The 15,730-nt window shown below is 31.4% G+C and carries 14 protein-coding genes; 6 read left to right on the plus strand and 8 right to left on the minus strand.

What is annotated here, in order from left to right:
• Positions 1-29: 29 nt before the first annotated feature.
• The 8 genes from ACU8DI_RS01520 to ACU8DI_RS01555 form a co-directional block, all read right to left on the minus strand.
• The gene (locus tag ACU8DI_RS01520) at positions 30-4,289 is read right to left on the minus strand and encodes an NACHT domain-containing protein (RefSeq protein ID WP_447110965.1); all 4,260 of its coding nucleotides are present in this window, start codon (positions 4,287-4,289) and stop codon (positions 30-32) included.
• A gap of 93 nt (positions 4,290-4,382) precedes the next feature.
• The gene (locus tag ACU8DI_RS01525; protein WP_447110966.1) at positions 4,383-4,631 is read right to left on the minus strand and encodes a hypothetical protein; all 249 of its coding nucleotides are present in this window, start codon (positions 4,629-4,631) and stop codon (positions 4,383-4,385) included.
• A gap of 86 nt (positions 4,632-4,717) precedes the next feature.
• Positions 4,718-5,152: a hypothetical protein gene (locus ACU8DI_RS01530; protein WP_447110967.1), complete on the minus strand. Its 435-nt coding sequence runs from the start codon at positions 5,150-5,152 to the stop codon at positions 4,718-4,720.
• Positions 5,153-5,205: 53 nt separating this feature from the next.
• Positions 5,206-5,940, minus strand: a complete 735-nt coding sequence (locus ACU8DI_RS01535; protein ID WP_447110968.1) for a hypothetical protein — start codon at positions 5,938-5,940, stop codon at positions 5,206-5,208.
• 2 nt (positions 5,941-5,942) lie between these two features.
• On the minus strand, positions 5,943-6,602 hold the full coding sequence (locus tag ACU8DI_RS01540) for a hypothetical protein (RefSeq protein WP_447110969.1): 660 nt from the start codon (positions 6,600-6,602) through the stop codon (positions 5,943-5,945).
• Between the two features lies 1 nt (position 6,603).
• Complete coding sequence (locus tag ACU8DI_RS01545; protein WP_447110970.1) at positions 6,604-6,885, minus strand: helix-turn-helix domain-containing protein; 282 nt, start codon at positions 6,883-6,885, stop codon at positions 6,604-6,606.
• 77 nt (positions 6,886-6,962) lie between these two features.
• Positions 6,963-7,736 (minus strand): hypothetical protein, encoded by a 774-nt coding sequence (locus ACU8DI_RS01550; RefSeq protein WP_447110971.1) that lies wholly within the window; start codon positions 7,734-7,736, stop codon positions 6,963-6,965.
• 16 nt (positions 7,737-7,752) lie between these two features.
• The gene (locus ACU8DI_RS01555) at positions 7,753-9,045 is read right to left on the minus strand and encodes a tyrosine-type recombinase/integrase (protein WP_447110972.1); all 1,293 of its coding nucleotides are present in this window, start codon (positions 9,043-9,045) and stop codon (positions 7,753-7,755) included.
• Positions 9,046-9,702: 657 nt separating this feature from the next.
• Between ACU8DI_RS01555 and ACU8DI_RS01560 the strand changes: the two genes are divergently transcribed.
• The 6 genes from ACU8DI_RS01560 to ACU8DI_RS01585 all read left to right on the plus strand — a co-directional run bounded on the left by ACU8DI_RS01560 (position 9,703) and on the right by ACU8DI_RS01585 (position 15,729).
• On the plus strand, positions 9,703-9,855 hold the full coding sequence (locus ACU8DI_RS01560) for a hypothetical protein (protein WP_447110973.1): 153 nt from the start codon (positions 9,703-9,705) through the stop codon (positions 9,853-9,855).
• 262 nt (positions 9,856-10,117) lie between these two features.
• On the plus strand, positions 10,118-10,309 hold the full coding sequence (locus ACU8DI_RS01565) for a hypothetical protein (RefSeq protein WP_447110974.1): 192 nt from the start codon (positions 10,118-10,120) through the stop codon (positions 10,307-10,309).
• Between the two features lie 70 nt (positions 10,310-10,379).
• Entirely contained in the window at positions 10,380-10,946 is a 567-nt protein-coding gene (locus tag ACU8DI_RS01570) for a hypothetical protein (RefSeq protein WP_447110975.1), read from the plus strand.
• Positions 10,947-10,954: 8 nt separating this feature from the next.
• Positions 10,955-11,830 (plus strand): hypothetical protein, encoded by an 876-nt coding sequence (locus ACU8DI_RS01575; protein WP_447110976.1) that lies wholly within the window; start codon positions 10,955-10,957, stop codon positions 11,828-11,830.
• A gap of 11 nt (positions 11,831-11,841) precedes the next feature.
• The gene (locus ACU8DI_RS01580) at positions 11,842-13,350 is read left to right on the plus strand and encodes a S41 family peptidase (RefSeq protein ID WP_447110977.1); all 1,509 of its coding nucleotides are present in this window, start codon (positions 11,842-11,844) and stop codon (positions 13,348-13,350) included.
• Positions 13,351-15,729, plus strand: a complete 2,379-nt coding sequence (locus ACU8DI_RS01585; RefSeq protein ID WP_447110978.1) for an outer membrane beta-barrel protein — start codon at positions 13,351-13,353, stop codon at positions 15,727-15,729.
• The last annotated feature ends 1 nt before the right edge of the window (position 15,730 follow it).

The following is a 15,730-nucleotide window of genomic DNA, read 5'->3' on the forward strand; positions in this document are numbered from 1 at the left end:
ATGCAATGGTTGTGCAAAAGCCCATTGAACTATGCCAAATGGTATTGATATTCATCCATTTTATTTGCAATAGAAGGAAATGACATAGGTTTAGATTCAAGTTTTATACTTATGTCTTTCAAATCTAATATAGCTTGATTGATGTAATACAAATCGTGTTCAGTTTTATTAAGCGATTTTCTGCATTCTTCTAACCCAATAATAAGTTGTTTACAGACTTCGGAGGAATTGTTTTGAGCAATAGCAGTAATTGATTCTACTATAAATCTTATTGGATTACTGTAATCATCAAAATTAAACTCGTCACTGGTGTAATAAGTATTTATTAATTCAATAATATAAGGAATTGATTTTGAGTTAGTATGTTTTGGAAAATCCTCAGTACGTAAACTATTTTTAGTTTTTCTTGAATAAACTTTTTGTTCTTTAATCCAATTATTAAAGTATAGAAATGCCTTTTCGTAGTTTGTTTTAATAAGGTACTTAATGGTGATTAAATCATTTAAATGTTTTATATCTGCTTCATAATAATGCAGTATTTTATCTTTAACAAAGTTACTTTCATTGTTTTCAATTAGAATATCAAAAATAGACCATACAATATCATCTGTGATTTCTTCCTGCATATTTTTATCTGCAATTTTTTTGAGTAAATCTGATGATAGGTTAACTTGACAATACTTCTTTAAGATTTCCTTTCTAAAATAATGGTTTTGATTATTGTCTAATAAGTAATCTTCTATGATAGGATAAACTTTTTTTAAACGGTTATCTATGGCATAAATGAAGTGGTTTTTTCTAATTTGTTCAACATTGAATCCTTTTTCTATATTTTGAATAATTCTATTATCAACTTTAGACTTATCCACTATTTTACTGATATAGCCAATACCGTGATGATGTTCATTAAAATTCATTCTGCCATCAACTTCTAATAATTCTAAAAGGATTTCTTGAGGATACTCTAAGTTGAGTAAATTTCTAAAATACCAAATCAGAGCACATTCCTTTTTATCTACTATAGATTCTGATTTGAGATTTATGGACTCAATAGTTTCTTGACACCAATCATTTATAAAATCATATTGTTTCTTAGTAATTTTTGTTCCCTGACGCGTACCTTGATTTAGTCTGTTTTTTCGTTTGGAATGTATAACATCTCTAATTTTATTTATTAGGTATAATTCGCTGTTAATTAGTTTTAAAACGTCGTTGTAAGTAATAAATTTTAAGTCGGAAAGACGTAACGCATCATGTACAATATCAATAGCAGATTGAGGGATAGACTTTTGTAATTCAAGATTTTTCCAGTACTTCTTTCTGAAAGTATCCATTGCTTCAAAATTTATTCTCTCTAAATCGAGATTTTTAAAAAGAGCTTTAATAGCATCTTCAACTTTATTAATATTAAATAATAAATCAAAACTTAAACTTTCTTTAACCTCATTAAATTGCTGCCATTCACTTATCTTAACTTCTTCTAAAACATCTCCGTCAAAACCATAACTTGTTTCTTCCTGTATTAGTCTTTGAAATTCTAAACTTAATTCTAAATCCTCATAACTTAGATTATTTCTAAAATGGAGGATTGATTTGTCATTAATATTATTTTTCTTGTATTCTTCAACCAAAAACCTAATACATTTACCCGTAGCTATATAAGACATAATTCGTACACCAATTTTATCACGTAATTCATAGAACTTTAAAAAGCCTTTGTGCTGGGTATTTGTGATTTTAAAAAACTCGCAAAATCGTTTTTCAAACTCAAAAAGATATTTTCTATTTTCAATACCTATATAAATAAAATTCACAACTTTATCTAAGACTTTATCATCTTTGGAATACATCGCAGAAAGCCTTTTAACTGAATCTATAATCTCATTTTCATTAAGATGATAATTATCTTGTCTTATTAAAAGAAAATCTAGGGCAAATAAGTAGTCATTAATATCTTGAAATTGCAACAAAACGTTCTTCAAATTTTGTCGTTCGTTAGAAGCAATATTTCTTTCTTTTTCATACTTCCGTTCTTTATCGCCGTTTATCACCTTGGCTACATTCTTAATATAATCAATATGATTATTTGGATCAATAGGGTTTTCATTTGTTAATAGGTCTGTTTGGAAACATCCAAGTATTGCAGTGTAAGTTCTATGATAATCATTTTCTTGCATAACATTTAGAAGCTCTTCAAAGAAGGTTTCATCTAAATGATAACTTAAACGCTTTACAAACCCTAATACATCTGATTTAGCGTTTAAATCAAAATCATCATTAATATCATCTAAGCTCTTTAAGATTAATTCTTTTATCTCCTTTTCTCTTTCATTTAAATTCATGCGAGATAACAGATCAAAAGCCGAGATTCTAGTTCTTCTATGATTTGTCTTATCTTTTATTTCAGAAATTAAAAAATTTATATTTTCAGTACTATCGCCAAATGCAGCAATTTTTCTCGTTTCACCATCATTAGTTCCTATCCATAAAGTATTCTCTTTACATCTTTTGATAAAATATTCTTGAAAAACATCTGACCTTATCTCTTTAGATATTCGGTCAGAATCAGACTTGAACAAAACTTCAGGATCATTCTTTTTTAACCATTCAATCAAATTTATATAGGTATCTTCGGTTGAATCTAAAGAATTAATTAGGTATGATATAGAATTTAACCACGAAGGATGTGTTTTGTTGTTTACAGAATTAAGGCTAACAAAATTTATAATTTCCTCAAACGGAAGTTTTAATAAAGCCTTAGCTACAAAAAATTCTTGAAGGTTTTTATGTTCAAATTGCCATTTGTCTACGTTGTAAACTTTTTCGATAAAGCAAGAGTTGATTAATTTTGTCTTTTGATTTGGAATAAGCAATGTTAGTTCGGAATCTTCAATTACCCTTGATTGCATTGCTTCCATAGTTAATGCAGTTTTTTTACAGGCTGAAAATATTATAGATTTATCATATTCTTTATTCTGAAATTTTCTAACTCTGTCATCCTCTAACCTTTTATCAACGTATTTTTCAATAAGGTCAGTTTTATTTTTTGGTAAGCTAGAATTTTCCGAATAGTATTCTCCGAAAAGATTTAAATAAAAAGGGTTTTCTAAAAACTCTCTTTGGTCTTCATTCACATATAATCCTAAAATAACTTTTCGAGGAAATTTGAATGCTGACTGTAGATGATTAGTTGCGCTTTGATAGCTAATGCTATCAAGAAAATAGCATTCAAAGTTAGGTATCCCTTTTACAATGTTTTCGTAAATGTTGGTTCTACAACTAAGAACAAAATAAATATTCTGAAATTTATCTTTGTTATTCGTAATGAAGTTTTGAAGTTTAGCCTTGAACTCATTTATATACGATATTTCATCCAAGCCGTCCATAATAATCAATAGGTTGGGTATTTTATCCCAGTCTTTTGGAAGAAAACTACTTATTTCACTATCAACAGTAAAGCTATTAATTACTCTGTAAAAAGGAATTATATTCGTTTCTTCCCTATTCTCCCAAAAGTATAATCCTAATTCAGCTAATTCAACTGATTTGCCCAAACCAGGATTACCTAACAACGCTAACCCATCATTCTTAGAGTTTAAAATATTATCCTTAACTATTGAGATTAGATTATCCGAATCTTTTTCTTCGTGATACAAGTATCTATAAGATTTTTTTGCTTTTTTTTCTTTAATTAAATTTCGTGGAATATAATCTGAACATTTTTTAGCATTTGATAAATAATTTTCTTTATCCTCTTCAGCTATTATGATTTTCCTAAAATTTCCACGTGATAGAATGATACTTTTAAACTTGTCAATCTCCTCATCCTCGTTAATTATGAAACTACAATCCTTATTGTAAATTTCTTTATATATTTCTTTGTTCAGAGCGAATAAATATTCTACTCCATTTGCTTGATCTAAAAGCCTTGTCGTAAAAGAGAATTTTTCGAATACTGGCTCCGTTTTTTCTGCATTTCTGTTATTACGAAAATTAGATCTTGGGCTAATAAATAAGGCCAGATCATATTTATTAAAATTATAATTTGATTCTAAATCAATTGCCTTAGCATAAATAGACCCAAATCTCAAATCAGTCGAATAATCTTTACATTCAATGTAAATTGACCTTTCCTTTAAATTTTCACTAATAACAAATTGAACATCAAAACCATCTTGCGTTCCGTTAAATTGAATACGCTCTTTATGAACAATATAACCCAACTTGTTAAAAAGAAAAGAGAAAAATTCCTTCGTTAATTTTTCAAATTTTTTACCATCATTTTTCATCTAATAAGTTTACTCAATTTATAAAGATCACCTAAGACTTTGATATATTACTTAATAAAATTTTATTCACATTCTGAATATCCTATTGATTTATTATTCTTGGTTTTTGCATTCGGCTGTGACATTAAACTTAGACTTTGAATTTAGAGTATAATCTAAGACATTGACAAACAGCTCGTCCAGAAACTTTGCCTGGTACTGTTCTTCTTTAGAGTTTTTAATATTCTCTTGTATCGTAATATTGTGAAAATACTTAGTGTATTTTTTATATGCACGTTCTACAATAGAATTGTCTTGCTGTGCGAGGTATGTTTTGAGTACTGAGGTCTGAAATAATGCCATTAAAAAAATTAAGAGTCTATAATTTCTAAAAATAGCAATTAAAAAGTTTTCTATACTTCAAAAGTGTCTAATACTCACTCAGAAACTTATTTTGGCCGATAAAAGTTTAAAGCGGCTTTGAGTTGTTGTATCTGCTCCTTGAGACTCTCTATATCGCCTTTTGTTGCTGGTAACATTTTGGGTGCAAATAATTTTTTAGCAACGTATGAACCTGCATCAGCAGCCATAGTTCCAAGTGCAGCTTCTTTAACAGATGTTGTGTTTATATTTTTATTTTGATTAATGCGTTCAATTTTGTCTTCCAGTTCTTGAACGGCTATAATAAGTTCGTCGTTAGGTAAAGGTGCTGGTAATTGACTGTCTGTTTCAATCTCAGATTTTTGATAGTGACCAGATACATATTTATAATTGTTTCTCTTATAACTCGCTTTAGTCCTACAACTTGGTGCACAATATAAATGATTACTTCTTCGTGACTCAAATTGTTGTCTACAATGTTTACAAAGTCTTAGTTTTGCCATGATTTTCTTAGTTTTAGGGTTGTAAAACGTTAAATAAAGTGTAATTTAACGTTTTAGACTCTTTTGCTCTTTCCGTCAATATTTATGTAGTTGCACATTTCAAAAAGCCGATCCGCAACTCTAGCGTCATAAAAATCTGCCAACATTAACAAATTCTGCTCTGGCAAATGTTCTAAACCAGGAAAAGGATTCATTGTGAAATGTGTTTTATAACCACATCCGTGACGACGAAAAATAATTTCTTTCATAACATTGACCTTACCATAATTATTAGCAATCCGCTCTGAATTTAGGTCGTCAAATAATATATCTCCCATACTATAATTTCTAAAAAACTCTTTCCTGCAATTTTGAGTCTGTAAAGACTCAAACTCTTCAACCACTTTATAGGTTGGAATTATTTTGAACTTATGTGGTTTGTAGTTAAAGAAAATTTTTTCGAAGGTTTCCATAATTGCCGTTTTCCCTGCTCCCACTTTCCCGACTATAAACAACCCTTTATTAAGGTTTGGAACCAACTCGTGTTGATAAAGGTTAGAACTTTCCAAAAAAAGTAAATCTCCTAAAAAATAATAAAACAACGCACCATATTTAGTTTTCATATAGCTCTCTGTATATTGAAAGTCTTTTCCATGAATTGATTTAAAATAAGATAAGAACAACTCCCACAGTTCTTTTTTATTAAATGGATGTTTCACTGATGAAGTTTTAATATTCTGTTTTGCATTCTGTCTTATCTTACTTAATACAAGATCGCACTCTGAAATTTTAGTATTAATATTTTCCATAGTTATCTGTTTGATGCAGTTTTATTATTAGAAGTACTTACTGAATTTTGCCTTTCGTTTAATTTCCATTTTTCAAGTCTCTTATCAATTTCGAAAAAACGCTGGTTTTCAAATCGCATTTTATTTTTTTCTCCATTTAACTCGCTCCAGTATTCAAAAAAACCTTTTAAAATTTTTATATCATATTGAGAGTGTTCAAAAACTTGATTTTTGAATTTTTCACGTCTTAACTCTATTTTTTCTTTATTAACCTTCTTTTCCTTATTACTTTCTTTAGTTATTGTTGATTGATTGTTGTTTGATTGTTGTTTGTCTGTTATTTGAGTGTTGTTTTGTTTGTTGGCAACTCCCTTAGCAGATTGAAATTTATCATAATTAACAACAGTAATGAGCGTAAATCGGTTTGTTGTATTTACAGTGATATATCTCGTTTCTTTCAGTTTGGATAATGCTGTCCTAATATTCTGAACAGATAGCCTTAATTCGGCAGCCAAATGATTGTTCGATGTAATAAGTTGTCCTCGTTTCACAAGTTGACCCTGCCACCTTTTTTCTTTAAAGTTTGCTTTGAGTATCAAATGGAAATAAAGTCTAGAAACTTGAGGTGATTGGTACCATTCCCAATCCATTATATCTCTATGCATTATTACGTGTCCAATCATATTAGCTCTGCTTTACAAGTTTATCGTAGATGTCACTTTTCTTGTAGTAGACACGGTTGCCGACTCTGTAGCTTGGAAGAATACCATTTTTACGCCAGTTCCACAGCGCTTGTTTGGAACACTTTAAAAGTTTTAATGTTTCCTCAACAGTCATAAGGTCCTCCTCTGACTTGGTGGAAGTAGTTGTTTGGAGCTGTTCTAGTTTCTTATCTAACGTATCGCTTATAAGTTCTTTTAACTCCGAGGGAGTTATTTGATACAGGCTTATTTTTCTTGATTCCATTTGCTTTGTATGGATTTATTTCCTGTACAAATATGTGGAATCAAAAAAAGTTTTAAGGTGCCGCTTAGTGCCGGCACCTAGCTCAAAGACTTGATATAAGGAATATGGAAGTTTTCATTTTTAAACTTATAATCTAAACCCTGGTATTTTTCATTATCTGGACTTGCAAACTTTCGCTGTGCGCCTATATTAAAGTCTTTCGTCAAGTTAAAAGAGGTTTTGATTTGCCGACAGAGTTCCGAGTAATTAATCTCGCCACTGTTTTGTCTTGGCGGTTCGATAAACCCTTGATTAACTAATTCACTTATTATATAGGATAAGTGAGAGTTTTCACCATCCCATCTTAATCTGTTAAAGTTAGATTGGGCAGAATAATTATTTTTTAAAAATAATTCCGCTTCTTCAATTTTTTTCACCAATTCTTGTCTTGGTTGATAAAGACCTGCTTTATGACACATATCCCTATATGCGTAACCAAATCTCGTAACAATATTATTCAGCTCATAAAATCCATCTTCCAGTTCAATCTCATCACTATTTCTTCCATTCCAATTAACCTCAGCATTTTCAACAACAGATTTCATAGTTGGAATAACTTTCAGATCTAATAGTTTACAAAAAACTAGAGGGTTTTCAACATTATCCAAATGATATGTAAGAAAGTCTTGAAGCTCCATAATGTCCACAACAAAAAGCAAATCGTGGATAAAGTAATTTAAATAAAAATCCTTGGGTAATTTTGGCTCATAATGGTTATAGTTATTTAAACCATGTGTTGAGTTTGGACAATTAGCACCAGAGTTGCTGTCATCATTCTCGTCAGATATAACGAATGCACTTTTAAAATCCATAAGTATTAGTTGAAGTCTATTTAAAAAATTTACTGTTAGCTATCTTAATTGCTCTTTCTTGTGGGGTTACTTTTATGTATTTATAAAATTCACGCTCCGTTGAGTGACCGCTTATTGCCATTATATCAATTACTGGCATCTTAGCCAAATAGGCATTGGTACAAAATGAGCGTCTAGCTGTATGCGACATTATAAGACTATATTTTGGCACCTTGACAGCCTTTGTTTTACCGTTAACAACCTTCTCTATTATAATTTCTGCATCAATTTTTGCAATGCGCCCAGCTTCTTTAATATATTCATTTATATCTGGCGCATTTAGTTTACGTGGTGGGTTGCCATTGTGGCGTTTGTTGAACATTTCTTTCAGTCGTGGATGCAAGGGTACAAAAAGTTTTTTGTTCGTTTTTTTCTGCCTAAACTCTATAACTTTGGTACCATTAAATGTTTTAATCTGGTCTTTAGATATATCATTATAATCCGAAACACGTTGACCAGTATAGTAACCCACCAAAAATATATCTCTTGCCAATTCCCAATCTTTTGTTTTTGACAAATCTGCGTTATAGAGTGCGTCAATTTCAGACTCCGTCAAATAAATAGATACAGATTCTTTAGAAACAGCTTTAAAGTCCCTATGCTTATATTTAAGATTGGAATTAAAACCATCTTCCGTTGCTGCATTCAATATGGTTTTAAGATTTTTGATATGTTTTCCAATGGTATTGGTAGAATAATTATTTTGCTCTAAGTACTGAATAAAGGTGTAGTAAAATTTAAGGTCTATATTACTAAAATCAAGATTATACTTTAGTTGTTTATCAAAATCTTTAAGTCTATTTACAGTTTGCTTGTAAGACCTTACCGTAATTGGACTCAGTTTCACGTTGACTATATTTTTTGATTGATTTTCCTTGCGAATAATAAAATCATCTGCGTATTGGAAGAAAGTCTTTATTTCTTTTTGAATAATTTCTTCCCCTCGAATAATCTTTTGCAAAAGTAACTTTAGGATAACCTTTTCATTTTTTTGCGCTTCTTCAAGTTCAGAAATTGCTTTGGTGAACTCCGAAGAAAATTGCATTAAGTCATTATTAACTATCTCTCTATTTTTAATTGTTGAGACTGCTCTTATTCGTTGGTTAGCCTTATCCCAGTTTTTTGGATTAACCTTATACCCAGTTGAAAATTTAATTCTATTATTTCTACCAAAACTATAATCCAACACAATTGAAGTTTCATTTTTAGCCTTAGTATCTTTTAGTCTGTACTTAATCGTGCCTGAAGTGGAATTTACTACTTTAGTCATTTACTTATATAAAGGTTAAACATTAAAAGGGACAACAAAAGGGACAACATAATGTTTATTTGTTGTTATTTCAAAAGTATATAAATTATTTAAAAACCCAAATAAAACCTTGTATAATGAGAGATTCATATGTTTTAAGTTAAAATAGATTAAAATGGCTTAAAGTAAAAAGTGGTACTGGAGGCACCACCATCAAAAACCCGATTCAATGAATCGGGTTTTTTGGTTTTAAACTTGTCCTGTTTTATCAAACTCCCTTTAGACTTCAAACTACTTTTATAGGTGTTATATTTTGATTGTCAGTATTTTAAGCGTTCGTATTTTTTTGAAGTACAATAACTATTTAAGAAATAGTAAGGTTAAGCCTTACTTATTTTAATGGCTCCATGACCTACTTCAGCATCTTAAATATCTAGTTTTATCCTATAACAATCACGACTGAAGTTGTCATTGATATCTTACACACTAAGATTCCATACAGTATTCGGCTAGGATTATTATTTAATTTCTTTCGAAAGAGAAGGTCGGACTAGCTGAAACAGCGACTCAAAATATCTGAAAGTAAGCTCTATTATAAATTCAAGTATTATGCAATCAAAAATTTTATTTTACAGCGCATTCGCGTTGATTTTCGCAGGATCAATTTCCTTAACAGAAATGGACAACACTAAACTTGCAGATGCAGTAACTGTTGCTTCTGCAGGTACTTCTGATGAAGTTCGTAGTCCAGCAGAAAAACGTGAAGAAGGCTATGAAGCTCAAGAAGCTCAAGCAGAAGCTGACTTACCAGACGTCATTACACATAACTAGTAAGTTTTTCATCAAAAGAAGATGAACAATAATGTGTTTATAAAGTAATTTAAACCATTGCTTACCACATTAATAAATGAATGTATAGATAGCTGTAGATAATATTACTTCTACAGCTATTTATTTAGCGATTCGCATTATTCTAATCATCTTTTCCACTGAAAATTCTTTGACCATAAAAAAGTCGGACAAGCCGAAACAGCGACAGTAAACAACTGAAAGTAGGTATATCTTAAATTTTAACATTATGAAAACAAAAATTTTGTTTTACGGTTTAATGGCATTGATTTTTGCTGGTTCAGTCTCTCTAACAGAGATGGAGAGTACGAAACTAGCTGATGTAGTTACAGTATCATCTGTTAGCAACTCCGACGAATTAGTTCGTCCGCCTGCAGAAAAACGTGAAGAAGGCTATGAGGCTACAGAAGCCAGAATTGAAGCTGACTTACCATAAAAAGGTAACAAATAAATAGCTGTATTTACTTTAAAATTTACAGCTATTTATAATTAAAACCATCCAAACGATGACATTTTTAAAAATAGCAGAAAAGTATTTGATTTGTATTGTATTGATCGCTGTAGCTATCATTCAATTATATCATTCCCAATTTGATAGATTAACACCTTGGAAAGGCGGCGGATTTGGAATGTTCTCCACCAATAAACGAGCTAATATTACAGCCATTGGCTATACATCAAGAGGTGATTCATTACTCATCAATGTCGCCAGCAGTAAATTTGATGTACCAATCTCTAGAAACTTCCTCACCTCAACTAAGAATTTTCCAAAGAAAGAAAAACTTGAAAAACTCGGGTATTTGATAGTCAACTCCTATCTCACGCCAAAGAAATTAGAAATTCCTAAAAATCTCGATCAAAAAAGTGCAGCAATCATTGAAAAAAATCCATCATTTTATGACATGATGTATATCCCAAAGTATTTTCAAAGCGAAGCAATTGCTCAATCAGAAAACGCAGTTACCATTGAACGTGTCAAAATCACCTTATACGAAACCGATTTTTATGAAGAAGGCCTTTTATTTAAAAAAGAATTCATTGATGAACTCCACGTTGTAAAAAACGCTAATTAATTATTTATATGGCAAACAGTATTCTTTCATTTATCACAAAATTCAATGTAGCGCCAAATTCGTCATCGGAAGAGCTCATTCTCAAGTTTTCATTAATCCTGCTAGTTTTAGATGGTAGTACGGGTTGGGGTCTCGATATCTTTATGCGAATTATTTGTGTGCTTATGCTAGCTTTTAATAAGTATACCTCGAATAAATTTCTCTGGCTCCTCATTGCGATGCTCTTACTATTTTTTAATAGTCTTCAATTTTATAATATTGATAATCACAAAATCTTGTTTGTATATTGGGTTTTATTACTCACGGTTTACCTCTGGACCAAGAAAGATATTGGTTATCTCAGAGCTAATTCAAAATTACTCATAGGACTCGTTATGCTTTTTGCGGTGTTTCAAAAAGTCATAAATGAATTCACCGCACCTGGTTTCCTGCATGGCTGTTTTCTGTTTGACGGTCGATTCATGTTAATTACACATTTTATTATTGATACACCTTACCAAGAGCTTCTCAATAATCGTAACTCTACAACCATCTTAAATATGTTACCTATTAACAATAGCTCTGTAACGTTGACTTCCTCGAGTTACATGGGAAGCTTACTTTATGGATTTCAAATATTTGGTTTAATATTTGAAGCCTTAGTCGCCTCGTTGTTTCTTTTCAGTAAAAGAGAAAGTATCGTTAAGGATATTGCATTAATCATCTTTTGCATTGGTACGTATTTTATTTTTCCGGTCATTGGATTTAGTTCCATTTTATTAATATTAGGCATCGCTCAAGCTAGAGAAAAATTTAGAAAATATTATATTTTCACATTTATCCTTCTACAGTTTATCATGGTTCCTTGGCAAGAATTAATCTTTTATTTTCAAAACTCCCTTTAGAACTAACCTCTATGCAAAAAAAAATTAGTGCTTTTGCTTTCATAACCATGAGTTTCCTTTTACTTATGGGTTGTCAACCAAAAGCAAACCCTTGTCAGCTAACTAGCAGTACAGTTCATCATGAAATTGAACAGGTAAAAGAGCTGTTGCTAGCGCAATCTCCTTATATGAATATCAATAACAAAAGAGTTGTTAAGACCATGGATTCCATTGTGAATGCACTTGATAAAAAGAAGGTCGTTGACAGCTATAAATTTGAAAGCTCCGTGAAACATATGCTTAAAGAATTAGGTGATCGTCACGCGCGTGCTAATTATATAGGTGATTGCGGCAGTGTTATAAAATATTATTTACCCTTTGCGTTAGCACCATTTAAAGATAGCCTAGTTGTAGTGCTAGCGAAACAACCAAAAATAACCTTTTCACCATACCTCGAGAATTTCCCTTATTTAACACATATTAATCGTCAAAATATTAAGGCATTCATTGCCCAATATGACGCTGCGAACGATTATGCTCCCAAGTTGTCTAAATTGGCACTGGGTGTGGAAAAACTAAACGAATTCTATAAAATGAAAAGCGATCTAAGTGTAGGCGATGAATTGAATGTCACCTTAAGGAGTCGTGATTTTAAGTCAGATACCACTGTCGTTATTAAACTGACGGATTCAAAAAGCAAATGGCGCGATGTTGACAGTTATTTATTTTTCAATGAGAAAGATGACAATCTCAACCAACTATTATTTCGACAGTATGAAGATCAAATTGCTTATATAAAGATTCCTGAAATGTATAACTATTCGGAAAATACCGCCTATTTCAATTGGCTCAAACAAAAAATGGATTCGGTAAAAAACACCAATGCCCTTATTATAGATATCAGAAATAATGGTGGTGGCAACAGGGATTTAATCGATTTTTTTTCCAATTATTTTTTAGGACCAGAAGACTTTAAAATAGCCAACCTGGCAAGGTATAGAGGTGACGTTTCAGATGCTACTAAAAAAAGTCTCAACTCAAGACGTTTATATCCATATGCTGATTTCAAGGAACCGCAAGCGCAGCAAGCGATTGATGAATTTATGGCTACATTCGAACCTACTGTTGATTTGTCTAACGACCTGTATAGTGAGTATTATTACATGGTTCTAAATGCTGATGAAGACGCCAATGCTTTTACTTACGACAAACCCATTTACATTCTAACTAATGAAATGACCTTTAGTGCGGCTAGTGTATTTGCATCGTCATTTAAAGATTTAAAAAATATCACGATAGCTGGTGTAAATACTGATGGTTCAAGTGGTTTATCCAAATCGTATGAACTGAAAAACTCTGATATTCAATTTAGCTTTTCGCACATGTTATCTTATCAAAAAAACGGAAATATTTTTGATGGTATTGGTACTGCACCAGATATTGAAATCTCGAGATCGATAGAACAAATTATGGGACAGGAAGACTATCAATTAAAAACGCTACTAAATATCATCAATAATGTATTTTCAACAGAAAAATAAATGAGTCACAATACATCATACGCCCTAAAACTCTTTATCACTTTAGTATTTACAATGAGTTCCTATGCTCAATCAAATGTATTTACCATCTCAGGTAGTGTTTCCAACAAGCATAATGACATGCCAATTGATGGTGCTTCTGTTCTTATTTTAGACTTAAAAGGCGACGTTATTATTTCCAGTACTAAAACAGCGTCGGACGGTTCCTATGATATCAGTTTTAACAAAGGCAACTACCATATTTCCTATACTTCTGATGGTTTTGAATCTCAAATAGTGCCTATCAATTATTCTGAATTTGATAACGATCAAAAGATGGAAGCACAGATAGCATTAGAACCTTTAACATTTACAGAGTTAGAGGAGGTAATGATTATTGCTAAGGACTATAGAATAGAAAATGGTCGAGGAAAAAAGATTTTTCATATTGGTAATAGTTTAAAAGACGTTGCTGGATCCATGTCAAATTTACTAAGTTATATTCCTTCTGTATCGGTAGACATAGAAGGCAAGGTTCAATTAAGAGGTAGGACTCCTATCATAAAAATCAACGGTAGAACCTCAAATTTATCTAAGTCGGATGCTCTTCAAATGTTGCCGAGTGATATGGTTAAGAAAATTGAAATTATTAGAAGTCCATCTGCAAGAGATGGCGAGACAGAACCGGTAATTAATATTATTACCGATAGAAAGCGTAAAGGGTTAATTGGTGGTGTTAATTTAGCAGCAGGCGCACCCACCACCTTAAAAGGAGGTGTTCATTTGGCCGTCAATAAGGAAAAATTTAATGGTTACGGGCTATACGGTGTAAAGAGGGAGATTGATATTAAAAGTAATACCAACGAATTCCTTGAAAACACAATTAATGGTGTCGACTATTTAGAAACTGAAAAAAGCAATAATCTTATTAATAGAACCAATCACTTCGGAGAAGTGCAATATGAATATTTACCGAACGAACAAAGTGAATTAGTTGGTAGTGCCTCATTATACACTGATAAAAATAATGTTGGCTATAGTGGTGTAAGAATGATTGAAGAAAATATGATACTTACTGAAAGTATTGATCAAATCAGTAATAATTATCTAACGAACTTGTCATTCATAAAAGAGATTGAGTATGAATTAAAGCTTCATGAAGATAAGGACCTTTTTAAAGCCGAATTCGAATATGAGTATGAAGACAAGGATAAACGAGAAATGTTTACTGAAGACTCCTCCAACCAGTCAGAATCCAATAGTACCAACACGAATGATTCTTACAAAGGAGATGAAATGGAGGTGAAATTACGTTATGATCAAACGCTTAAAAATGATGCTTATTTAACCATTGGCTACCGACTCGATCGTGATGTAGTTAAACAAAATCAATTTTTTGAAGCTACTGGCATGACGACTTTATCTTTAGAAAATGATATTAAATATACCCAATACGATAATACAGGTTTTGTCGACTATTCTAATGAATACAAAGGCTTATATTACAGTTTTGGCTTAAGGTTAAAAAATACGGATCGTATTCTAGAAGATCGTCTCACGAATGAACAAACGAAAAGACACTTTTTGAACCTATTGCCGGTTATGAATTTAAGTTATGAATATGGTGAGAATTCCGAAATTAGTTTTAATTATTACAGTATTTTGAGTCAACCTCGTTTGAGCTATCTTAACAGTTTCAATACCAGTACAGACCTACAGCGTGTTAGTGTTGGAAATCCAGAATTAGACCCTCAGTTAACACATAGTTTGGAACTAGAATATTTCAAGGAGTTTGAAAATTCGACATTAACAACGACTCTGTATTCGAACTTCACTAAAGACGTCATTCAATATATATCTATTTTTGATGAAGACACGAATATTACTGTCTCCATGCCTGAGAATATTGGTAGAGCTAGAACATACGGCTTAGATTTTTCATACAGTCTAAATAAACCAAGATGGCTGAATACCATTATTAAGGTCAATGGTAAATATGGAGCAATTTCAAATAATGACAGGGACTCTGATGAGTTCTATGCACTCAATACTTCTTTCATTAACATTGTTAGATTAGATTCTTATAAATTAGAATTAAGTTGGTTTTATAATGCGCCAAGGAAAGTAAACTTTCAAATGCGTGAAGCATCCAACCAGTACTTCAAATTCGGTTTGAGTAGACGTATTCTCAAAAACAAAGGAAACCTAGTACTTTCGGTTATAGATCCATTTAATACTGGAAGAAGAAATCAAACAATTAGCGGTACAAATTTTAATTACAGAAGCGAATATAACCCAAATCAAAGACGTGTTTTTCTGAGTCTCTTTTTAAGATTTAGTTCTAAAAGCAGGTTCAGAAATACTGAAAAACAGCAACGAGAAAAAGGGATATTACAATAAA

The sequence above is a fragment of the Psychroserpens sp. BH13MA-6 genome, assembly GCF_052983595.1.